Origin of the sequence: Streptomyces sp. MNU76 (assembly GCF_020982545.1) — a bacterium.
Lineage (GTDB): Bacteria > Actinomycetota > Actinomycetes > Streptomycetales > Streptomycetaceae > Streptomyces.
Genome location: NZ_JAJKLK010000006.1, coordinates 510,372 through 532,242, shown reverse-complemented (window position 1 = coordinate 532,242; position 21,871 = coordinate 510,372). Strand labels below are relative to the sequence as shown.

Genomic DNA, 21,871 nt, shown 5'->3' with positions numbered 1-21,871 from the left:
GCACGCCGGTCACCGTGCACACCTGCCCGTCGAACCGGACCCGGTCCTCCACGACGAGCCGGTCGGGCCACACCCTGCTCCTCCCCTCCCCGGTCGTCCGCACCGGGCCGGGCTCGTGCGCGTTCACACCGCCCACGAGCCCGGACCGCCACCGCTCGGTCCGGCCAGATCTTCCTCGCCATCCAGTGAACTGGATACGAGGGTGAGTGCGCACACACATCGCATCCAGTTCGCTGGATATGCACGCCGGATCCTGCCCTGACACACCCGTATGGAACACATCGGCATGCCATTCCAATAACATGCGGGCAGAGTGGTCGATGCGATCAGCTCAGGCCTTCCGGCAGCCGCATGCGTCCGTCCCGTCGTTATCGACCCAGCCGCACGCAGCTTTCTGCTGCTGCCCGACCGCGTCGTGCCCCCGGTCATCTGGAGTGTTCCCAGGTGCTCGATACGGCCCGGCGAATCCTTTCGCCGGGCCGCGGCGCACCACCTTGGGCGTGAACTGCGGCTGCCCGCACTGCGGATCGCCCCCGTCACAGGACGGCTTCCCGCCTCCGGGGGTCGCCGGCACGAGGAGTACTTCGTCCTGGCGGCTCCGGCGGCAGGGGCCTGGCCCTGCGATGTCCGCGCCCTGCTGGCAACAGGCGCGCGGTGGTGGACGACGGCTGAACTGCGGGCCACGGACGTGCGGGTGGAGCCGCCCGTGCTGCTCGACCTCATCGACGGTTACTGGGAGGGATGGCTGCCCGACGGGGTGGTCTCCCTCGAGTGACCCAGGGACAGGAGAAGCGCAGTGTCCATGCACGCCATCGAGATCGTCCTGACCCGCGCCGTGGGTGCGGTCGAGTTGAGAGCCGCGCAACAGCGAAGCCGTCTTGCCATGGCGGCCTCCGACGACGGCACTCGCCTGGTGGTCCTCGTGTCCGCGAAGAGCGAGCCGAGAGCCGTACGGAAGATCTGGAAACGGCTGGGAGACGCACTGCCCGTCGACGTGCTCTGCGGACTGTTCCCCGGCTCCGACGGCAGCTACCTCATGAGCATCCCGATGGAGCCGGAAACCGCTGAACGCCTTCAACGCCTCGCGGCGGAAGCCGGACAGACACCGGAGAAGTATCTCCGGGGCGCCATCGCCCGGGCACTGGCCCGTGACCGCTCCACACGACGCGCGAGGCTGTCCTGCGCCCTGAGTCGGCTGTTCGACGATTTCACGCCCGAGGAAGTGACTCGGGCCGCAGCGCGGAGGATCGGCGGAGCATGAGCCGGGCGTTGCGGTGGAGGGTCAGGGAAACAGTCTTCAAGGTTCGAATCTGTCGGGGCCCTGGTTGACGGTGCCGTCGGCGTCCAGGAGCAGGTTGCCGGGTTTGATGTCCCGGCGCACGATGCCCTGTCGGTGGGCGGCGGCCAGTCCGGCGGCCGTTTGGGCGGCGATGCGGGCCACCTGCTCGGCGGGCAGCGGCCCCGTGGCGGACAGTGTGCGGAGACTGTCGCCGTCGACCAGTTCCATGACCAGGAACAGTTGGTTCTCGTGCGCGCCGAAGTCGAGGACGCCGACGACGTGGCGGTGGTTGAGGGAACCCGCGGTCTGGGCCTCCAGGCGTAAGCGGGCGGCGACGGTGGCGTCGGAGCCCTGGGCGAGCAGGACCTTGACCGCGACGTCTGTGCCCAGCATTTCGTCGCGGGCCTGCCAGACCTCGCCCATCGCGCCCCGCCCGATGGTTGGTTCGCAGCCGATACCGGCCCGCTATCACCTGTGTCTCATCCTCACGCCGTGAGCCGATTTCCGATCACCGCAGGCCATAACCGCGCGCAAGGCAGGTGCTGGTGGGGGTGCTGCAGCGGCCTCAGCCTTCTGGCCCGGTGGCGTCGGGCCGATCCGAGTTCGGCCCGCGGCGGGACTGCCCGCCTCCTGCCGCATAATCCTCGCGTGTCCGAAACTCCCGTCCCGATACCCTCGGGCGCCGTTCCAGCGGGTACGCCCGCCTGGTCGTCCACCGACGCCGCCCCATGGGCCCAGGCCGGCCCCGCGCCATGGGCACAGCCCATGTGGTCCGTGCTGGCGCTGTTGATCAGCGTCATATGGGCGATCGCGGTGGAACCGGTACCGCCGTGCAGCGATGCGGCGCCCTGCGGCCCGGACTGGGTCGGCATGGCGGAATCGGGCCTGGCCGTCGGGCTGCTGTTCTGGCTCGCCCGGCTTCCGGAGCTCACGCTGATCGCGGCGCCCGCCCTGGCGGCCATCGTGGCGTGGGGAGAGCTGCCGGGCGCCGGGCGGATGTCCCAGGCCGCGAACGTCGCCGTGATCGGGGCTCTGGCCTTCGGCTGGGCCGCGGCCCGCGAGCGGCTGGCCGCCCGGTCCAGGCAGCGGCGGATCGCCGAGCGGGCCGCCGGAGTGCGGCACCGGCTGCCGGAGCCCGTCGGCCCACTCGCGCGAGGCAGGCTCCCGCTCGCCGCTGGGCTGGTCCTGTGTGCCGTGGCCGCGGTTGCGGTCCTGCTGGGGCTGAGCGGGATCCGCGCCGACGAGCAGCACGCGGCCCGGTCCGTGCAGACCACGGCGCAGGTGATCAGCCGCGGCGAGGAGAGCGTGCAGGTCCGCGCCGACGACGCACGGCGCATCACCGTCGACGCGTTCTACCCCGAGGACTACCGCGTCGGCAGCACGGTGACCGTCCTGGAGGACGGCTCGTGGCGGCGTCTGGTGGCCGAGCCGTACGACGCCTTCGGCTGGCAGCTGCTGGTGCTGGCCGCCGGACTGCCCGGCCTGTCCCTTCTCATGATGGGCGTCCTCGCCCGCCGCCGTGCTGCGGCGCTGCGTCGCGCACCGGTTCCCGCCCTACGCGTGCTGGAGCGCACGGACCACGAAGGCCGCACCTGGATCTATGCGGCCGACGACACAGCCGGCCGCACCGCGCTGTTCACCTGTCTCTGCACAACCACGCTCCGCGAGGACGACGAACCGGCCGACCGCACCGAAGCCGAGGGCCAGCACGAGCACGAAGTCGAGGACGAGGAGGAGGACTGTTCGGTCGACACGCGGTTGCACGAAGCGGTCCTGTTCGGCGCCCCCTACGAGGGAGGTGAACTGGTCCTCATCACCACAGACCATGCGGGGGATCCGATCGCGCTCCGTACCGTCGGCCCGGTCCGGCTCCCTCGAACCGGCAAGGAGCCCCTCCTGGACGCTCCTGCCGTCACGGATACCGATTCCGACACCACAGAACCAGAGAAGCAGGCTTGGACGGACCGCATCGCCGCCACCCTGACGCCCACCGGCCGCCCTGTGCGGTGGGGGCCGGGCCCCGTTTCCCGGACCGTCGGACTGGCCCTCACCGCAGGCGTGGCGACTGGGCTCTCCCTCGCCGCACAGGACCTTGCGACGGATGGCTTCGACTGGGGCCTCCTCCCCTTCCTCGGACTGTCGATATTGATCAACCTCGCGGCCATCCTCCTGAACTGGCGCGTCATCGCGGACAGCACCGGTCTGTGGCTGACCGGGGCCTGGACCGTACGGCACGTCCCATGGGAACAGCTGCGGGCAGCCAAGTACACCGACGAGGGCGGCGTGGAGATACACCGGTCGGACGGCGACGCGTGGCGTCTGACGGGCCTGGGGGAGCAGCGCCTCGAACGGCGCCTGGGACTGCGACCGTCCTACGCCCGCATGACCGAGGAGGTCACCGCCCTGCACGCCCATCCGCAACTGCGCCCCACCGAACCAAGCACACCGCGCGAACACGGCCTGCCGCTGGGACCCCTCCTGCTCCTCCTCGTCAGCCTCGCCATCACGGTCGCGGTCATCAGATGAGCACGAGGCGGCACCGACCGTCACCGGGCCGTGCGGGAAGGCGGGAGGCGCTGATGAGGCAGAGCAGCCGGCATCCGAAAGCGACCGGAGACGTCAGCGGGCGTACATTCGAGACCCGTTGGCTCGGGGGGCTCTCTCCGCCCCTGCCTTCGTCCACAGGTTGTGCACAGGGGGAGCGGTGACCACTCAGCGGCCGGGCAGCGACGGATCATCCGGGGATCCGGACCACACGTCGTCCGTCCCGGACGACGTGTGGCAGCAGTTCCTCAAGGACAGCGAGCGCGCCACCCGGAAGTCCGCGCCCAGGGAGCCCTCCGCCCGGGAGCGGATTGCCCTGCGTTCCGCGGACGAGAGCGCGCTGGGCGGGCTGGAGGCAGTCGGTGAGCTCTGGCATCCGGACGAACCACGTACCGGCCCGGCATGGCACGAACTGGACGGATGGGCCAGGTGCCGTCGCGCCGCCCGCGTCCTCGGCGTGGCCGCCATCATCGCCCTGATCCTGGTGGTGGTGCGCCCTGACGGCACGGGCGGTCGCCCGGGAGACACGGGGACGACCGTGCAGCAGTCGGAGGACGCTCCTGAGGTGCTGCCTGCGGTGACCGGCACTCCGGCCGCCTCACTGCCGGCGGATGGATCGGCGCAGGTTCTTCCCACCGGGTGAGACGCTGCAGAGCGCCGAGACCTCAGCCCCGGCCGTCCCCTCCCGACTCCCGGACTCATTCGTTGTCCTGCACGACGCCGAGTTCACGGCGCGCAACCACAGGGAGCGTCGCCGTCCTTCGGCAGTCCGAGACACGCTGATCACGCAGGGAACTGGCATGACCGAAGGACGACCGGCTGCGGCTCAATGGCCGTGGTACAGCGAGGAGAAGGCGACGTGGTGTCCGAGCCACGGCCGGTGACGTGGGGCGAGGCCGCCCGGATGACGGTGGCGTGCTCCATCGTGTGCGCTCTGGCCTGTCCTGTTCTGGCCCTGCTCGGAGAGCCTCAACTGCCCTTCACCGCCCCGGTGGTGATGCTGCTGGCCCACTGGCTCTGGACCCGGCCCCCCCTACTGGGGCCCTGGCGTGGTCGCCGCGCTCACCGGCTCCCCGTGGTGTTCGTCCTGGTCGACCACCTGCGCCCGCGTCTGGGCCGGTTGCTCGCCGACGCCGCGGCCACCGAGGCGGGAGCCCTTGTGGCGCTGGTCGCCTTCACCTCCTGCTCCCGGCTGCGGAACTCCTGACATGGCGTACCGGACGTATCGCTCTCCCGCCAGCCGGCGTCGCCTGCGCAGATGACGGGCCTCGGGGATGCCGCGCTCATCAGGGGCTCGGACCGGCCACCGTGGAGACCACCGTGCTGGACGGCCGCGGGGTGGGTGGAGGCGGACAGCACGCTTCGCCCATCCGCCGCCGGTGGTCGACCGTCAGGTGTGATCCGGCCGGTCACCGGTAGCGGAGCAGCAGCATGGCGGCGTCGTCCTGCAGCGGGCCGCCGACGTGCTGGAGCAGGTCCTGGCGCAGGGTCTCCAGAGCCGCTTCCGGATCGCGTTCCTTGAGCAGGGGAGCGCGGTCGGCGAGTGGGTAGAACTGACCTTCGCCGTCTCGGGCTTCGGTAACCCCGTCGGTGTACAGCAGCAGCTGGTCCCCCGGGTGGAAGTCGGCCTGGAACGGCTCCGGTTCCGACGGGCCGTGGGCGCTCAGGCCGAGGGGGAGCGCGTAGACGGCCGGTTCGGGGAGCGTCGCGGAGCCGTCGGCGTGGATCAGCAGGGGTGCGGGGTGGCCGTAGTTGAGGAAGGTGACCTCGCGGTCGCGCACTTCGGCGAGGATGGCGGTGACGAACTTCTCCCCTTCCAGCTGCCGGTCCACGGACCGCGCCAGTCTGTGCCCGACCTGGGTGAGATCGGCCTCGTCCAGGGCCGCTTCGCGGAAGGCGCCCAGGACGATGGCCGCGGTCTCCACCGCGTCCAGTCCCTTGCCCTGTACGTCGCCCACGATCACCCGCACGCCCTGCGGTGCGGCGACCACTTCGTACAGGTCGCCGCCGATGCGGGCCTCGGCGACGGCGGACATGTAGGAGACGGCCGCGCGCAGTTGCCCGGCCAGGCGCGGCACCGGCTTGAGCAGCACCCGTTGGGCGGCCTCGGCGATCGAGCGGACGCTGGCCAGCTCTGCCTCCCGCTTCTGGCGCATGGACACGGCGACGAGTCCCGCCGCGGTGACGCCGATGACCGAGGCCGTGCTCACGTAGCCGCGCGCGGCGTCGAACAGGTCGTTGTACACACTCAGCCCGACGGTGAGCAGCAACGCGATCACACCGATGCCCAGGGTGCGCCGCCAGCCGCCGACCAGCGGGGCGAAGGCCGGTCCAAGCGACACCAACGGCAGCAGTCCCACCGCCGGTCCGGTGGCGACGTCGACCACCGTCACCGTGGCCATCATGGCGAACGGCAGGGCGGACAGCACGGCAAGCCGGTCGTTCTCCTCGGACACATCCCCCTCCAGCGCCAGGCGGTCACGCCCCGCGGCCCCAGGACGGCACAGGACGACGCCCTTGCCGTCACACACTCCCCGCGGAGCGAGATCCATAGTCGCAGACGGCCGGGCCCGCGCTCACGGCCGAGTCGGGCCGCCGCATCCCCGGCTCCGTTCACGGCGCCGGGGACCGACCGGTCATGCGGTGCACGAACTGCCCGAACCGTCCCCTGAGATGAGGGCACAACGGGGCTGCGGCCGGGAAGTCGGTGGACGTCTCCCGGGTCATCGCGCTGAAGAAGGCCCGCCCCTGCCGGGTCTTCAGGGTAGTGCTCCAGCGGTGTCCAGGATGCCGAGCGAGCAGTGAGTGGAGGGCCTCGCGGCCCAGTTCCTGCCGCTGCCACGCTTCGTCGACCCAGACGTCGTGGATCCGCCCCGTACGGCATGCCGGACACACCCGGAAACGCAGCCGCGCGACCACCCGCTCCCGACCGTCGCGCAGGACGATCTCCATCGGGCGACTCCGCTGCTGCCGGTGAACCCTGTCCAGCCGCCAGGTCCAGCAGCCCCGGCCGCCCACGCGCCAGGCCCGGGTCATCGTGCTCCGGCCGCGGTCGCGCAGCGTGCCGCCAGGGCACGGATCCGGCGGAGGGGTGGGTTCCGCAGCCGGCCAAGGCATCGTTGGACGCGTGCTGCTGTCCCGTACGGCTGCATGGCAGCATCCTGGCAGACCTGTCTGCCGCAGTGCGGCTCTCGGCGATGGACAGCCGGCCCGCACCCCGCACGGCAACGGGGAGCGGCCATGGCAGGGCCAGCCCGGAGCCGCCACCTGGCCCAACCGCCCTTCACCCGCCCGGGGGTGCGCGCCCGGGTCCCGGACTGGACTTCCGTGTCGATAACCCGATGATCGCCAGGCGGCTGACACACTCACCGCCCGAAGCCGCAACAGCTCATAACGAGGGCCGGAACCGTGAGCCGGTGGCCGACAGTAGCGTTCAGGCAAGGGAGTTCACGCGTGTGGGGTACAGGACACATTGCTGCGCTGGTGGTGGCGGGGGCACTGACCGTCCAGGGCTTGTGCGCGCCGGCGGCCCGCAGCCACGGCAGGCCGACGGATCCCGGCCCCACCACCGGGACGCGGAGTGAGGTCCGCGCGGTGCCCGCCACGGCGGACCGGCGCGGCGCCGTACTGGTGGTACGAGACACACGCCTGTTCAGCGTGCTGGGCGTCACCTGGGACGATCCGTCTGCCCACCTCGCGGGCAGCGTGGCGGTGCGCACCCGGTCCGCCGGGACGGGCCGGTGGTCCGGCTGGCGGCACCTGGACGGCGACGACAGCCAGGGCGAGGACACAGCCCTGCGGGGCGGCACCGATCCCGTCTGGACGGGGCCCTCTGGCGGCGCCGAGGTTCGCATCGCCGCGGAAGGTGCCTCCGTCCTGCCCGCCGGGCTGAGACTGGACCTGGTCGATCCCGGTCCCGACGCACCAGCCACCGCGCGGCCGGCCCCCACCGCTGCCCACGGAGCACCGAATGCCGAACTCGCACCCCGTCCGCCCATCACCTCGCGTGCCGGATGGGGTGCGGACGAGTCGATCAGCCCCGAGCCGCCGGGATATCTGCCGGACGGGAAGATCAAGGCGGTGGTGGTGCACCACACCGCCGGCAGCAACGACTACACCTGCGCCGAGGCCCCGGCTGTCATCCGAGGCATCTACGTCTACCACGTCATGCAGTTGGGCTGGAAGGACATCGGCTACAACTTCCTCGTCGACCGATGCGGGACCCTTTACGAGGGCCGCAAGGGCGGCGTGGACCGTCCGGTGATGGGCGCCCACGCCTACGGCTTCAACACCGAGACCACCGGCGTCTCCGTCCTCGGCACGTACACCGACGTCACGCCCAGCCCGGCCGTCCTGACCGCCGTGGCCAGGGTCGCCGCCTGGAAGCTCGGCCAGTACGGCGTCAACCCGGCCGGCACCGCCACCCTCACCGCGGGCGACGCCGGCCGCAACTACTTCGGCTCTACCTGGGCCAAGGGCGCCCGGCTGAGTTTCCCGGCCATCCACGGTCACCGTGACGGCTACAACACCCAGTGCCCCGGACACCAGCTGTACGCCCAGCTGCCCACGATCCGGATACTGGCCGGTGGCTGAGATGCCCAGGACACCCACGCCGGCGCACCGTGGGGCGCAAGGCCCCTCCGTACGGCGGGGAACCTCAGACAGACACGGTGCAGTTCTCCTTGTCACTACTTCACGAAACATGACATACGACCTCGTCGCGCATGAGCCCGGCCTGCACCAGAAACACACGTTTTCACCACAGGGTGCACGCGCGGTGGCTATGATCCACCTCAGGTGAGCCGGGAAGCCTGGTCGGCGCAAGCCGCCGCCCTGCCCTGGAGCGCTCGTATGAACACCACCGCAGGCTGTGTCGTTCTCGGCATCGGCACGGTGCTCGTCCTTCCGCTCATCCTGGCGACCCTCCTCGGCTGGGAGCCACCGCTGCCGCACCGTGACACGGACCCACCACGCCTTCTCGCTTCGGTGGCGCTTGCGGCGTATGCGGCCGCCTTCGCCGAGGCGGCGCCGCGCCTCGCCGGTGCGTCCAAGAGCGTGGTCACCGCCTGCTCGCGCATCGCGCTGCTCCTGGCACTCCTGGCTGTCGCGCTCGGTATCGCGTACGAGCGCACGGCTCCCCTCCGCGACCGTCGGCGCGACTGAGCCACCCGGCTCGGCGATTTCCTGGACAGCGGTGATACGGGTTTCCGGGACGGACGGGGCGACCGTGCCCTGACCGCCGGCCTGCGGATGCGGCCCGTCGGATTTCGTCGCCCCGAGCGCGTTGCCACTGATCGCGACGCGTGGCATCCGGCGATCACTGGAGCGGCCCCCGTTTCAAGACCATCCCTGAGGCTGCTCGGGCAACCCACCTGGTCCTGTCCGCGTGGAGCGGCCATCGCCCATCGGCCTCCGGCCCCGTACGGGATCCGTGGTCCACATGGGGGAACAGGGTCACGAGTCACTGTGAACCACCCCCTGCAATCACAAGAAGAACGGGCAGAAGGCGCCACCGAGGGATCTGGTGGCGCCTCCGAGTCTGCCGGGAGCCGAAATCTACTCTCTTCCGATTCGGGCGAGAACTGTCGTGACGATTACTCCGGTCACCAAGCCGCCGACCATCCACGGCAGGCTGGGGTGCTGGTCATTGAGGCGGTAACCGACGCAGCTGAAGACCACGGTGATGAGGAGTACGGTGACTCCCCAGTACTGCCTCTTGAGCATCTGTCTTCCTTCCCGGCTGACTGGATTTCAGCTTGCGGCGCGAGTTCGAGCGCCGTGCACCCGGCTGTCGCCATCACGGCCGCAGCCGCCGGACACCGCCACCAGGGGTGTTCACGAGTGGGGGCTGATGTGTGGCGGAGCACCCCGTTGGAGATTGCTTCCCCTTGCGTCGGAAGGTCGTTTCCCGTGAAGGGCGGCAAGGTGACGGTGCAGCCGCCGCGCCAGACCCCCATGCACTGAGTGTGCCGCCCATGGCTTCAGCGAGGCCGCCCGCGATGGCAGAGGGGCCTGCGCCCTCTTCGGACGCAGGCCCCTCTTTCGTGTTCCGTACGGAACCGCTCTCGTCCTACGCCTGGGCCCCGGTCTTCTTGCGGCGTACGACGAACATCGCGCCGGCACCGGCGGCGACGGCCACGCCGCCGGCGATCCCGATCATGGGAAGCGCGGAGCCGGAGCCGGTCTCGGCGAGGTTGCCGGTGATCTCCTTGGCGCCGCCCTGCGGCTTGGTGCCGTCGGTGACATCGGGCTTCTCGCCGTTCGGTTCGGCGTCCTCGACGTCGTCGCCCGGCTCGCGGCCGGCGGCGAGCACGGTGAACTCGTAGAAGTCGCCGTTGCCGTAGCAGGCGGACTCCTCACCTGCGTACACGGCCTGGCTCAGGGCGAACGACGAACCCGCCGGGGCCTTGCCGTCCACCCGCACCCGGAGGTCCAGGGTGGCGGTGGAGTTCTTCTCCAGGGAGTCCAGGACGGCGACGAACGTGCCCGTGAGGGCGATCTTGCCGTCCTCGTCCTCGAAGCCTTCCTGGTAGTCGCTGGTCCACTTGCCGTCCAGCTTGTACTGGAGCTCGGCGAGGTCGAAGGCGAGTGAGCTGTCGTCGTTGGTGTCGTCCCCGTACTCCGTGAACGCCTGGACCCAGACCTTCTTGAGGTCCTTGTCCGAGTCGTTCCTGATCACGAAATCGAACTCGTGCCAGCCGGAGCCCGCGACGATCTGGTTCGGCAGCCCGGCGATGGAGGCGGTGAGCTTGTCGTCCAGGTCGAAGGTCTCGCAGTCCTCGTAGGGGCTCCACGGCTCGTCGTCCGAGAGGTCGGTGTCGTCGCCCTCGTCGTCCGACGGCTTGTTCTCGTCCTCGGAGGACGAGTCCCCGTCCTCACCGGACGTGGTGTCGTCTTCGGTCGACGTGTCCTGGTCGTCCGAGGAGGATGCCTCGCCGTCGGAGCCTTCGGAGGTCGCCGCCTCGTCGTCCGTGGTGGCGTTCTGCTCCTCGGTCGATGTGTCCTGGCCGCCGGAGGCGGGGTCCGTGTCCGTGTCCGAAGAGTCACCACCGGTGCCGGTTGTGTCTCCCGTCCCGGTCGCGTCACCGGTGCCGGTGTCGCCGGAGGTACCGGTGGAGGAGTTCTCCGTGGTGCCGGGGGTGTCGGTGGCGAACGCTGCCGGGGCCGACAGCAGGGCGAGGGGGGCTATGACTGCCGTGGCGGCTGCGACGGCCATGGCGCGGCGAAGCTTCATGTGCACCTCGTGCGAAGGGGTGAGTGGCCGTCGCGTTGTGGGGCCGCGGATGTGGCCGTTGATTCCACAGGGGTGACTCAGCAAACCCTTGGAAGGTTGCACCCGCATTCACAGAATCCTTATGTGGCTTGTGTCACACGAGAAGGGGCGGGGTGGACGCTGTCGGCGGTCACGCCTTGAAGGCGATGGGGAATGGGCTGTTCCAGTTCGAAGCGTCGCGAAACACGTGGCCTACGGGGAAGGGCGGGAAAGGGGCTCAGGGCTGATGCGGGCGCAGCCTGAACCTGTGGTGCTACTGGTAGCACCGGGTGCCGGCCGCTCGGCATCGGTGCCGATCGGCTCTCGCGGCTCCGTGTCGTCGCCGGAGCGGCACCGCAGGAGGGTGCCGGTGGAGGCAGTCGCACGCGACTCGGGTGGCCGAACCGCCCGGTGAGCAGGCTCGGCCCGGCCGGAAGCAGGAGTGAGGGAGAAGACGGGAAGACCGGTCCAGCGCCGGATCGCGGGGGCGAAGGCGCTTTCGTCACGTCGGGGCGGCGGCACCGACTTCGGCGGTCGACGGCGGCCTTTACAGACCCCGCCAGCGCCAGGGCACCGCCATCACTGAGCTGAGCAGACCCTGTTCTCCGTGCCGACACAGCAAGGCCCCTTCTCCGCCCCCGGGCCGCTGGGGTCAGTTCCGGCCGGTGCCGTCCACGATCAGCGGGTTACCGCTGCCGGAGCCGCAGGGCACGGCGTAGACCGGGTTCTTCTTCGAGGCCTCCTTGAAGGCCTCGATGCACTGGTTCATCAGGACCTTGTCGGACAGCGAGTCGCTGAGAATCTTGTTGGCCCTGGCGATACCCTCTGCCTCGATCTTGCGCCGCTTGGACTCTTCCTCCGCCGTACGGGTCGCCTCGACGGCCCGCTCGGTGGCCTCCTTCTGCTGGATCTTGCGGTCGATCTGCTGCTGGAGCTGCTCGGAGGGCTTCACATTGCGCAGGTTCACGGCGGTGACGTCGATACCGCGCGGTGCGAGCCGCTCCTTGATCAGCTCACCGAGCTCCGCGTTGATCTTCTCCCTGTCCGAGGCGTAACCCTGCTCGCTGGTGTACCGGGCGAAGACATTGCGGATGATCTCCCGGCTGTCCGGATAGACCAGCCGCTGCTGGATGGCCGTCTCGTTCCCAGCGAGCCGGTACAGCTCCACCGCCTTGGCCGGGGTCACCGCCCACTTCACGGTCACCTCCACATACATCACTCCGCCCTGCGAGGAGCGCACCTCGACGACGTCCTTGTCGGAGAGGTTGAGGTCCACCGGGCGGGTGGAGAAGGACGTGACATCCGTGAACGGCGCCTTCAGGTGCATGCCGGAGGCCATCGGCGTACCCACCTTGCCGAACAGCACCGGGACGCCGACCTCGTAGGCGCTGACGACGTACACACAGCTGGCAATCCCGAAGAACGCGCCCCCGGCCAGAGCGGCTATGGCACCCAGGCGCAACGGGGACGAGGCGCGCGCCCGGGCCACGAAGTACAACACCACAGCGGCGAGGATCAACAGAACGGACAGTACGAGCACGGTGGCTCCCCCCTGGAACGGCAGAACAGCGCCACACCAGGCACTGCTTGTGTCAGCGGAGCGTAGGACATCCAGGAGAAGGAGTGATCAGGGGCCCCGGAGGACCGTCCGTCCCGGTGCCCGACCTGGTCGCGGTCCGCGCTCCCGGAACCCTGCGGCACCACGGACGGCTGCCAAGTTACGTGCGGCTCCTGATGGAGATCTCCGGTATCGCAGTTCCCGCCCACAAGGCCATCCGTACCCTGCCTGACTGGCCGGGCCTCCGAAGTCCGAGCCCTGACCCCACCCGTCCGCCGCCTTGCCGCCCTGACGGTCTGCGGCTTCCTCGTGGCCGGCCCGGCCGTCGCCGGAGGGGCCACCGCCGCTCTGGTCGCCGACGTGTCGGAAGGCAGCGCCACCGCAGCGGTGTCCGTGCCACGCTGGACGTCTCCGGGGTCGGGCTGGCCGGAACGGTGCCCCTGCATGCCTCGCTCAACGAGGTGCAGGCTCCGGCAACCGCCGAGAAGAGGACCCTCGACGTCGACCTCGACGGAGTCAACGGCGATCGCCCGGTCAATCTTCTGCAGACCGACGTCGCCATGGCGAAAGCCGATGCCGCGAGCGGTCGGGCGGAGGGAGCCACCCACGTCGTGCGGGCCCGGGCGCATGTGCCGGTGCTGCCCGTGGTGGAGGTGGAGGAGGTGACTGTCACAGCGAGCTGCGCCGCCGGACGTAAGCCGGCCGTGGAGTCCCAGCTACTTGGCTCCCTCACGGCCCTGGGCAGGCAGTTGCCGATGGCGGACGGTGGCACCGTGGAGGTTTCGAACGTGGGCAGGGTCCGGCTCGCCCCCTCCCACAAGGAGACGTAGCACCACGGCCGCCGCCACCTCGGTCCGGTTGCACGTCTCGGCTGACCCGTTGAATTTGGGCGTCAAGGAGGTGGCGAGTGCCGTGCCCCTGGCGCCGGCCACCTGTCGGTTCCCCGACCCACGCTTCGGTGGATTCGCGAGACATGGCGCTGTCGAGCCCTACGCGGTCTGTTGGCCAGGGCGGTGGGAAATGCCCTGTGCCACCGTGGGAAACGATCTCCGTCAGTCCTCGTGTAGCCCCTGACCAGCGAGTTCCGTCGGTGCCCCACAGCGAAGCGGTCCCATCGTGATCACGATGGGACCGCTTCTTTTTGTCGTCGGACTGCGCGCTCAGAGGCAGGTCGGCGCACTGCGCGGGACCCTGGAGTGTGAGGAGTCTCTCAGGAGATTCGGTAAGGGCTTTCGGCTTCCGGTGGTGCGGGACGGCGTGGGGGCGTGCCGTGCTGCGTGTGCGCGGTCGCGTGCGTCAGGGGCGTCAGCGCCACATGAACCGTCGTAGATGTGGGCACGAACGATGTTTCACGTGAAACGGTGTCGAGGGCATGCAAGTGGCCCCGTGACGTGGGTCGTTGGCCTCGGGAAGGCCGTCAGTACTGTTGACGCCCGACTGTCGCATACCTATCTTCTGGTCGAGAATTCGCACAACGTTCGCAATTTCGAACGTGATGCTTACTTGGTTCGCCCCCCACACCCCACCCCGCCAGAGACGAGGCGCACATGGCACCGCCCCTCTCCAGACGTTTCCTCCTCCAGTCGGCGATACTCGCCGCGGCCGCACCCGGGGTCTCCTTGGGGGCGGGCGGCGGCCGTGCGGTCGCCGCCACGGTTCCGACGCCGTCCACCTGGTCGGTGCGGCCCTTCGAGCTCAAGGACGTGACGCTCGGCCAGGGGCTTTTCGCGGACAAGCGTCAGCTGATGCTCGACCACGGCCGCGGCTACGACGTCGACCGGCTACTGCAGGTCTTCCGTGCCAACGCGGGGCTCTCCACGAAGGGCGCCGTCGCCCCCGGCGGCTGGGAGGGCCTGGACGGCGAGGCCAACGGCAATCTCCGTGGCCACTACACCGGGCACTTCCTGACGATGCTGGCACAGGCGTACGCGAGCACCGGGGAGCAGGTGTACGCCGACAAGATCCGCACCATGGTCGGTGCGCTCACCGAGGTGCGTGAGGCGCTGCGCAAAGATCCACGCATGCTGGCCGTCGCCGGCAGATGGGGCGGCGCGCACGAGAACGTCCGCGGCTCGTACCAGTACGTCGACCTGCCGACCGCTGTGCTCGGAGGTGCCTCGGCGATCACCCTGTCGGTCTGGGTGAAGCCCACCCACGACGCCAACTGGCAGCGTGTCTTCGACTTCGGCGACAACACGACCCGGTACATGTACCTGGCATCCCGCAACGGCAGCGGGGTGCCGCGTTTCGCGATCACCGACAGCGGTGCGGGCGGGGAACAGGGACTCAACGGCACCGCCGCCCTGCCGCTCGATCAGTGGAGCCACCTGGCTGTCACGATCAGCGGCACCACGGGCACCCTCTATGTCAACGGCGCCGCCGTCGCCCAGGACACCTCGATGACGCTCAACCCCTCCGTCCTCGGCGCCTTGACGAACAACTGGCTGGGCCGCTCGAACTACCCTGACGACCCGGTCTTCGCGGGCGCCTTCGACGAGTTCAACATCTGGTCGAGGGCTCTGACCGCGGCGGAGATCACCTCGCTGCAGACCAACGAGGCCAAGAGGTCCTCCGCGGGGCTCGGCAACCTCGCGTCGTACTACTTCTTCGCGACCTCCGGCGGCACTTTCGACGATGCCTCCGGACGCGGCCTGACCGCCACGCTGCGGCGCACCTGGGGCGGACCGAGCCATCCCGGCTTCCTCGCCGCGTACCCGGAGGCGCAGTTCATCGATCTGGAGACGCGGACCACCGCCGACTACACCAAGGTGTGGGCGCCGTACTACACGGCGCACAAGATCCTCCAGGGCCTGCTCGACGCCTACCTCGCCACGGACGACGCCCGCGCGCTCGATCTCGCCTCCGGCATGTGCGACTGGATGTACTCGCGGCTGTCCAAGCTGCCCGACGCCACGCTGCAGCGGATGTGGGGCATCTTCTCCAGCGGTGAGTTCGGCGGCATCGTCGAGGCGATCGTCGACCTGTACACGATCACCGGCAAGGCCGACCACCTCGCACTGGCCAAGCTGTTCGACCTCGACCGGCTCATCGACGCCTGCGCCGCCGGCACCGACATCCTGGACGGCCTCCACGCCAACCAGCACATTCCGATCATGACCGGCTACGTCCGGCTGCACGACGCGACGGGCGAGACACGCTATCTGACCGCTGCCAAGAACTTCTGGGGCATGGTGATCCCGCAGCGCATGTACGGGATCGGCGGCACCAGCACGGCCGAGTTCTGGAAGGCTCGTGGGGTCATCTCGGGAACGATCAGCGACACCAACGCCGAGACCTGCTGCGCGTACAACCTGCTCAAGCTGAGCCGGGTCCTGTTCTTCCACGAACAGGACCCGAAGTACATGGACTACTACGAGCGGGCTCTGCTCAACCAGGTCCTCGGCTCCAAGCAGGACAAGGCCGACGCCGAGAAACCGCTGGTCACCTACTTCATCGGGCTGAAGCCGGGGCAGGTGCGCGACTACACCCCCAAGCAGGGCACCACCTGCTGCGAGGGCACCGGCATGGAGAGCGCCACCAAATACCAGGACTCGGTGTACTTCACCAAGGCCGACGGCACCGCGCTCTTCGTCAACCTGTACAGCGCGGCCACGCTGAACTGGTCGGCCAAGGGCGTGACGATCACGCAGAGCACCGACTATCCCCGCGAGCAGGGCTCCACGATCACCGTCGGCGGCGCCGGCGCGGCCTTCGAACTGCGGCTCCGGGTGCCGTCCTGGGCCACCGCCGGTTTCCGGGTGACCGTCAACGGCAGCGCGGTGAGCGGTACGCCGACCGCGGGGAGCTACTTCACGATCCCCTCCCGCACCTGGCGCGCCGGGGACGTCGTCCGGGTGACGATCCCGTTCCGGCTGCGGGTGGAGAAGGCGCTCGACGACCCCTCGCTCCAGACGCTGTTCTACGGGCCGGTCAACCTGGTCGGCAGGAGCAGTGCCACCAGCTATCTGTCGGTCGGCCTGTACCGCAACGCGGGACTCTCCGGTGACCTGCTGCCCTCTCTCGCGCCGGTCAGCGGTAAGCCGCTGCACTACACGCTGGACGGCACCGAGTTCGCTCCCTTCCACGAAGGGAGCGAGGATCCGACCCACGCCTACGTCAGGCGTTCCGAGCCGAAGGTCGTCCTCGGCGGCACCGATTCGGGCGTGGCCAACCCGGCGAAGTCCGACGGGACGACGCTGTTGGACGAGATCTGGGCCGGGGCGCCGTTCGCCGACAAGGCCGCGCTGGTGGCGCGGGTGCGGTCGACCGTCGGTGCCTGGGTGTCGGCGGGACTGCTGAGCCAGGCCGACGGCCAGAAGGTGGTGACCACCGCGCAGAACGCCACGTATGCGGCCTGAGGCCGTCTGAGCCGTCTGACGCCGTCGAAGGGCTTAGGTTCGATGACAAGGGCGGTCGCTCCCTCGGCGGAGCGGCCGCCGCTCGCGTTCCCTGGCGGACCTGGGCGGCGAGGCGGTCGGGCAGGCTCCCGGTCCTCGCCCGTGGTGGCGCGGAGGTCGGTTCCATCCTTGCAGCCGGTTATCCACAGGTGTGGACGGGCGGGACGCGGAGTTGTCCACAGGGCCTGACGCGTTTCGGCCACCGGCTGTACCGTCGTCACGAGTTGATGTTCGTGCGTGGACGTGTGCGGGGGAGGCGGTCGCTGTGACCGAGGTCGGTGCGATGGCGGCGGGTGCGGTTGCGGGAGCCGAGCCGGGGTCGGCGGAGTCCGGGCGGATCGGGGCGGCGACGGTGGCGCGTTCCGCCGGTGCGCGGGTGCCGGCGGTGACGGGGTTCGCCCGGTGGCCCGCGGTGGGGTCGCCGAAGGACGAGGGCAAGGCGCTGCGCACCCGGGTGCCCCGCAGCGCACACGCCGACCTGACGCTCACCACCGACCGGCCGGACGCGGTGTCGGCGGTCGAGGAGTCCAACCGCGGCCGGATCCCTGAGCTCACCCCGATACGTGTCGGCAGGATGGCGGCCACCCCCTTCGCGTTCCTGCGAGGCTCGGCGGGCCTCATGGCCCATGACCTGGCCCATACGCCCATCACCGGCATCGGCACGCAGATCTGCGGGGACGCCCACGCGGCCAATTTCGGCCTGTACGGCGATGCCCGCGGGGAGCTCGTCATCGACCTCAACGACTTCGACGAGACCGTGCACGGCCCGTGGGAGTGGGACCTCAAGCGCCTCGCCGCCTCGCTGGTGCTCGCCGGCCGGGAGGCGGGCGCCGACGAGGACGTCTGCCGCAAGGCGGCGTACGACGCGACGGGCGCCTACCGGCGCACCATGAGGCTCCTCGCCAAGCTTCCGGCGCTCGACGCGTGGAACGCCATCGCCGACGAGGAACTGGTCTCCTACACCGACGCCCACGACCTGCTGGGCACACTGGAGCGGGTGGCGGAGAAGGCGCGCGCCAACACCAGCGGCCGTTTCGCGGCCAAGTCGACCCGGCAGGTGGAGGGCGGTGGCCGCCACTTCGTCGACGCCCCGCCGGTGCTGCGCCGTGTGGACGACAAGGAGGCCGCTGTCGTGGCCACCTCCCTGACGCAGTACCTGGCCACGCTCTCGGAGGACCGCCATCCGCTGCTCGCCCGGTACGCCGTGCAGGATGTGGCGTTCCGCGTGGTGGGCACCGGCAGTGTGGGCACCCGTTCGTACGTCGTCCTGCTCCTGGACCACCGCGGTGAAGCCCTTGTTCTCCAGGTGAAGGAGGCCCGCCCGTCGGCTCTGGAGCCGCACCTCGTGACGGCCGGCTTCGAGGTGCCGGAGGTGGATCACGAGGGGCGCCGGGTGGTCCTCGGGCAGAAGCGGATGCAGGTCGTCAGCGACATACTGCTGGGCTGGACGACGGTCGACGGACTCCCCTTCCAGGTGCGCCAGTTCCGTAACCGCAAGGGCAGTGTCGACCCCGCAGCCCTGGCCGCCGACCAGATCGACGACTACGGCCGCATGACCGGCGCCCTCCTCGCCCGCGCCCACGCCCACAGCGCCAACCCCCGCCTGCTGGCCGGCTACTGCGGCAAGAACGACGAATTCGACGAGGCGACGGCCACGTTCGCCGTCACCTACGCGGACCGCACGGAGGCGGATCACTCGGACCTGGTGGCGGCGGTGCGGGCCGGGCGGATCGCGGCGGAGTCGGGGGTCTGAGGGCAGGACGGATCACGACGGACCCCGAGGTGCGGGGCGAGGGGACTGGGCGGTCAGGTGTGATGGCGGCGGGAGGGTCGGGGCTGGCTTGGGTGATGGAGGCGGACGGGAAGAGCGGCCTGGGCTGATGAGGGTGGACGAACAGAGCGACCTGGGGTGGTCGGGCGTTCGTAGGGATGCGCGATGGCCAGGTGTCCGGTGGTTTGCGGTTCGGCCTGGGGCTGTGGCCTAGGCTGGGTCGGGTGACGACCCCGGAAGCCGACCAGACACCGTCCGAGCGCTCCACCGAGCCCGTGCAGACCACGGAGCCCGGCGGAGCGACGCCGTCCGCCGAGGGCGACGCGTCTGCCCGGACGTCGGGGCCTGCCGAGACGTCGGTGTCCGACGCGGGACCGGCATCCGCCGATGGTCAGGGGGACGCCGGGGAGGTGGGCGCCGGGCGGCCCGAGGAGCGGTTGGAACGGGCCGTTCGGGCGGCCGAGCAGGCGTTGATCGAGTACGAGATCGCCGTGGAGACCTTCCGGGTGGAGGTCGAGAACTTCTCCCGGTTGCATCATCAGAAGCTCGGCCCCATGTACGCGCGGCTGGACGAGCTGGACGCCCAGATCGCCGAGGCGAAGGCGGCGCGCACCGGTGACCCCGAGGACGTGCGCAAGGCGCAGGAAGCGCGCGCTCGGGTCATGCCCATGCCGGGCGTGGAGGAGTTGTTCCACGGCTGGATGGACTCGGAGGGGTTGTTCCCCGAGGCGGCGGCCATGCTCACCGACCAGCCCGTGCGGCCCCCGGAGCGGGTCCGCCCGAGCGACGAGGCCCGCAGGCTCTACCGCGAGCTGGTGCGCAAGGCGCACCCCGACCTGGCGCGGGACGACAAGGAGCGGGAGCGGCGGGACGAGTTCATCGCCCGGGTGAACGCCGCCTACGGCCGTGGTGACGAGGTGCTGCTGCGGGAGCTGTCGGAGGAGTGGGCGGCCGGGCCGGTGCCTCAGGAGCAGAGGCCGAGTCGCGCCGAGGAGCTGTACGCACGGCTGGAATGGCTCGCCCAGCGCAAGGAGCTTCTCGCGCTCCTCGCCCGTGAGCTGGAGGAGGGTGCCATCGGCTCGATGCTCCGCCTCGCGGCGGACGACCCGGACCGCCTCCTCGACGAGATCGCCGACCAGCTGCTGGCGGAGGTCGAGCAGCGGGAGGCGGAGCTGGCGGGGCTGGTCGGCCAGGACGTCGACGGTGGCCGGGACGGTCAGGGGGAGCAAGACGGCCAGGGAGGCCAGGACCGGCAGGGTGGCTGAAGCGGCTGAGGCGGCTTGGGCTGCTGAGTCGGTCCGCTGGTCCGCGCGGTTGCCGACGGCTTCGGACGGCGGCCGTTCGGTCGGGTAGCGTCGGACGCATGCATTTCGGAGCGGGTGTGCCCACGGTCGAGGTCACAGACCTCAAGGACGACGACTTCCTGCTGGACGTCCGGGAGGACGACGAGTGGCAGGCGGGTCATGCCGAAGGGGCGCTGCACATTCCCATCAGTGAGTTCGTGGCGCGCTACGGCGAGCTCACCGAGGCGGCGCCGCAGGACGGCAGGGTCCATGTGATCTGCCGCTCGGGCGGACGTTCGGCGCAGGTCACCAACTATCTCGTCCAGCAGGGCATCGACGCCGTGAACGTCGACGGCGGCATGCAGGTCTGGGCTGCCGCCGGTCGTCCCGTGGTGGATGACAAGGGCGGGGCGGGCTTCGTTCTCTAGGGGACGTGGCGGTTCGGGGCGCGCGGAGGACGAACGGATCGGACGGGCGCGCCCCGCGTCGAGGCGTGCGTGGTGCTCAGCCGAGGGGGTGTGCCGCCAGCAGGTCCCCGAGGGCCTCCTCGTGGGCCGCCGCAGGACCGAGCGACAGTTCGAGATGCTTGGCCCAGGCGTGGTAGCGGTGCAGGGGATAGTCGACGTCGGCGCCGAAGCCCCCGTGCAGATGCTGCGCGGTCTGCACGACCCGCCGTACTCCTTCCGAGGCCCAGATCTTGGCCACGGCCACATCTCCGGAGGCGGGCAGCGCACCTGCCGCGCCGGAGGTGATGCGCCAGGCGGCCTGCCACAGCGTCGCCTCCATCGCGCGCAGGTCGATGAAGCGGTCGGCGGCCTGGACGGCGACGGCCTGGAACGAGGCGATCGGGAAGCCGAACTGTTCGCGTTTGCCGGCGTAGTCGCTGGTCATGCCGAGGACACCCTCACCCAGGCCGAGCGCCAGTGCGCAGGTGCCGGTGGCCAGCAGCTCCCGTAGCCGTTCCCACGCGCCTTCCGCATCGAGGACGTTGCGGTCGGCGATCCGCGTCGAATCCAGTCGCAGTTCCGCGAGCCGTTCGCCGGTGGTGGAGATCTGCTCGGCGAGCGTCACCCCTGCGTGGAGGCTGGGGACGAGGGCGAGCACTGCCCGGCCGTCTTCGGCGGCGACCGGGTCCTGCTCGGCGGCCCCGGCCTCGGCTGCCCCGTCGGCTCGCTCGGCGGAGGCGCCGGGGGCCACCGACGTCGGTGCGACCGTCGCGGGGACGACGATGAAGTCCGCGTTGTGGGCCCAGGGCACCGCCGTCTGTGTGCCGTCCAGGACCCAGGCGCCGCCTTCGTCCCGGCGGGCGGTCACGGCGAGCTCGGCCGGATCGTGTCCGGTGCGGCCGTGCGCGGCGACGGTCAGGACGACCTCCCCCCGGCCGACGCGCGCGAGCAATTCCGCCTTCAGCTCCTCGTCGCCGTGGGCATGCACGGCCACGGCGGCCGCGCTGCTCTCCAGCAGAGGGACCCTGGCCAGCACCTTCGACGACTCGCGCAGCACCAGGCAGAGGGCGATCGGATCGAGCCCCGACCCTCCGTACGCGGGATCGAGCAACAGGCTGAGCAGGTCCGCGTCGGCGAGCTTCGTCCACAGGGCCCGGTCGAAGTCGTCGGCGACCGCCCCCGGCACGAGCGACGGGCTGGGCACTCCGTCCGGCGCGACCCCGGCGAACACCGCCCTCGCCGCCTCGGCCGCCGCCTGCTGCTCCTCGGTGAACGTGAAGTCCACGGTCCCGCCCCTTCCGTGTCGCCGATGACGGGGCGTCAAGATAGAACAGGTTCTAG

The 21,871-nt window shown here is 70.3% G+C and carries 17 protein-coding genes and 1 pseudogene; 12 read left to right on the top strand and 6 right to left on the bottom strand.

Going from position 1 to position 21,871, the window contains the following annotated elements; translation table 11 throughout:
- The first annotated feature begins 415 nt into the window (after positions 1-415).
- Positions 416-775, top strand: a complete 360-nt coding sequence (locus tag E4N62_RS17690) for a hypothetical protein (protein WP_230215498.1) — start codon at positions 416-418, stop codon at positions 773-775.
- A gap of 27 nt (positions 776-802) precedes the next feature.
- Positions 803-1,261, top strand: a complete 459-nt coding sequence (locus E4N62_RS17685) for a hypothetical protein (RefSeq protein ID WP_230215579.1) — start codon at positions 803-805, stop codon at positions 1,259-1,261.
- Positions 1,262-1,318: 57 nt separating this feature from the next.
- Here the strand turns inward: E4N62_RS17685 and E4N62_RS17680 are convergent.
- Positions 1,319-1,751 (bottom strand): annotated as a pseudogene (locus E4N62_RS17680) (serine/threonine-protein kinase); the annotation flags it as partial.
- Positions 1,752-1,927: 176 nt separating this feature from the next.
- On the opposite strand from E4N62_RS17680, the gene E4N62_RS17675 reads away from it, so the two are divergent.
- The 3 genes from E4N62_RS17675 to E4N62_RS17665 all read left to right on the top strand — a co-directional run bounded on the left by E4N62_RS17675 (position 1,928) and on the right by E4N62_RS17665 (position 5,030).
- Positions 1,928-3,805 (top strand): hypothetical protein, encoded by a 1,878-nt coding sequence (locus tag E4N62_RS17675; RefSeq protein WP_230215497.1) that lies wholly within the window; start codon positions 1,928-1,930, stop codon positions 3,803-3,805.
- A gap of 178 nt (positions 3,806-3,983) precedes the next feature.
- Positions 3,984-4,466 carry a hypothetical protein gene (locus tag E4N62_RS17670; RefSeq protein ID WP_230215496.1) on the top strand — a complete coding sequence of 161 codons (483 nt, stop codon included), beginning with the start codon at positions 3,984-3,986 and terminating at the stop codon, positions 4,464-4,466.
- 216 nt (positions 4,467-4,682) lie between these two features.
- A complete protein-coding gene (locus tag E4N62_RS17665) occupies positions 4,683-5,030 on the top strand; it encodes a hypothetical protein (RefSeq protein ID WP_230215495.1) in 348 nt (115 codons plus the stop codon).
- 202 nt (positions 5,031-5,232) lie between these two features.
- On the opposite strand, the gene E4N62_RS17660 is transcribed toward E4N62_RS17665, so the two are convergent.
- Together E4N62_RS17660 and E4N62_RS17655 are read right to left on the bottom strand one after the other, a co-directional pair.
- A complete protein-coding gene (locus tag E4N62_RS17660; protein WP_230215578.1) occupies positions 5,233-6,228 on the bottom strand; it encodes a PP2C family protein-serine/threonine phosphatase in 996 nt (331 codons plus the stop codon).
- 208 nt (positions 6,229-6,436) lie between these two features.
- Entirely contained in the window at positions 6,437-6,859 is a 423-nt protein-coding gene (locus E4N62_RS17655; protein WP_230215493.1) for a GNAT family N-acetyltransferase, read from the bottom strand.
- A gap of 417 nt (positions 6,860-7,276) precedes the next feature.
- On the opposite strand from E4N62_RS17655, the gene E4N62_RS17650 reads away from it, so the two are divergent.
- Complete coding sequence (locus E4N62_RS17650; RefSeq protein WP_230215492.1) at positions 7,277-8,416, top strand: peptidoglycan recognition protein; 1,140 nt, start codon at positions 7,277-7,279, stop codon at positions 8,414-8,416.
- Positions 8,417-8,674: 258 nt separating this feature from the next.
- Complete coding sequence (locus tag E4N62_RS17645) at positions 8,675-8,986, top strand: hypothetical protein (RefSeq protein WP_230215491.1); 312 nt, start codon at positions 8,675-8,677, stop codon at positions 8,984-8,986.
- 907 nt (positions 8,987-9,893) lie between these two features.
- Here E4N62_RS17645 and E4N62_RS17640 read toward each other — a convergent pair.
- Together E4N62_RS17640 and E4N62_RS17635 are read right to left on the bottom strand one after the other, a co-directional pair.
- The gene (locus E4N62_RS17640) at positions 9,894-11,057 is read right to left on the bottom strand and encodes an LAETG motif-containing sortase-dependent surface protein (RefSeq protein ID WP_230215490.1); all 1,164 of its coding nucleotides are present in this window, start codon (positions 11,055-11,057) and stop codon (positions 9,894-9,896) included.
- Between the two features lie 670 nt (positions 11,058-11,727).
- Entirely contained in the window at positions 11,728-12,615 is an 888-nt protein-coding gene (locus tag E4N62_RS17635; protein WP_230215489.1) for a prohibitin family protein, read from the bottom strand.
- A gap of 452 nt (positions 12,616-13,067) precedes the next feature.
- On the opposite strand from E4N62_RS17635, the gene E4N62_RS17630 reads away from it, so the two are divergent.
- The 5 genes from E4N62_RS17630 to E4N62_RS17610 all read left to right on the top strand — a co-directional run bounded on the left by E4N62_RS17630 (position 13,068) and on the right by E4N62_RS17610 (position 20,512).
- Positions 13,068-13,463, top strand: coding sequence for a hypothetical protein (locus tag E4N62_RS17630; RefSeq protein ID WP_230215488.1), 396 nt, complete (start codon positions 13,068-13,070; stop codon positions 13,461-13,463).
- Positions 13,464-14,180: 717 nt separating this feature from the next.
- Entirely contained in the window at positions 14,181-16,991 is a 2,811-nt protein-coding gene (locus E4N62_RS17625; protein WP_230215487.1) for a beta-L-arabinofuranosidase domain-containing protein, read from the top strand.
- Between the two features lie 322 nt (positions 16,992-17,313).
- Positions 17,314-18,783, top strand: coding sequence for a DUF2252 domain-containing protein (locus E4N62_RS17620; protein WP_230215577.1), 1,470 nt, complete (start codon positions 17,314-17,316; stop codon positions 18,781-18,783).
- 242 nt (positions 18,784-19,025) lie between these two features.
- Positions 19,026-20,066, top strand: a complete 1,041-nt coding sequence (locus E4N62_RS17615) for a J domain-containing protein (protein WP_230215486.1) — start codon at positions 19,026-19,028, stop codon at positions 20,064-20,066.
- A gap of 116 nt (positions 20,067-20,182) precedes the next feature.
- Positions 20,183-20,512 (top strand): rhodanese-like domain-containing protein, encoded by a 330-nt coding sequence (locus E4N62_RS17610; RefSeq protein ID WP_230215576.1) that lies wholly within the window; start codon positions 20,183-20,185, stop codon positions 20,510-20,512.
- A gap of 76 nt (positions 20,513-20,588) precedes the next feature.
- Here E4N62_RS17610 and E4N62_RS17605 read toward each other — a convergent pair whose 3' ends face one another.
- The gene (locus E4N62_RS17605; RefSeq protein ID WP_230215485.1) at positions 20,589-21,815 is read right to left on the bottom strand and encodes an acyl-CoA dehydrogenase family protein; all 1,227 of its coding nucleotides are present in this window, start codon (positions 21,813-21,815) and stop codon (positions 20,589-20,591) included.
- Positions 21,816-21,871 lie beyond the last annotated feature (56 nt).

What these genes read in the sequence shown, in the direction of transcription:
- E4N62_RS17685 (WP_230215579.1), top strand. Translation starts at nt 803, where the DNA reads ATGCACGCCATCGAGATCGTCCTGACCCGCGCCGTGGGTGCGGTCGAG.
- E4N62_RS17660 (WP_230215578.1), bottom strand. Translation starts at nt 6,228, where the DNA reads ATGATGGCCACGGTGACGGTGGTCGACGTCGCCACCGGACCGGCGGTG.
- E4N62_RS17655 (WP_230215493.1), bottom strand. Translation starts at nt 6,859, where the DNA reads ATGACCCGGGCCTGGCGCGTGGGCGGCCGGGGCTGCTGGACCTGGCGG.
- E4N62_RS17645 (WP_230215491.1), top strand. Translation starts at nt 8,675, where the DNA reads ATGAACACCACCGCAGGCTGTGTCGTTCTCGGCATCGGCACGGTGCTC.
- E4N62_RS17640 (WP_230215490.1), bottom strand. Translation starts at nt 11,057, where the DNA reads ATGAAGCTTCGCCGCGCCATGGCCGTCGCAGCCGCCACGGCAGTCATA.
- E4N62_RS17625 (WP_230215487.1), top strand. Translation starts at nt 14,181, where the DNA reads ATGGCACCGCCCCTCTCCAGACGTTTCCTCCTCCAGTCGGCGATACTC.
- E4N62_RS17620 (WP_230215577.1), top strand. Translation starts at nt 17,314, where the DNA reads ATGGCGGCGGGTGCGGTTGCGGGAGCCGAGCCGGGGTCGGCGGAGTCC.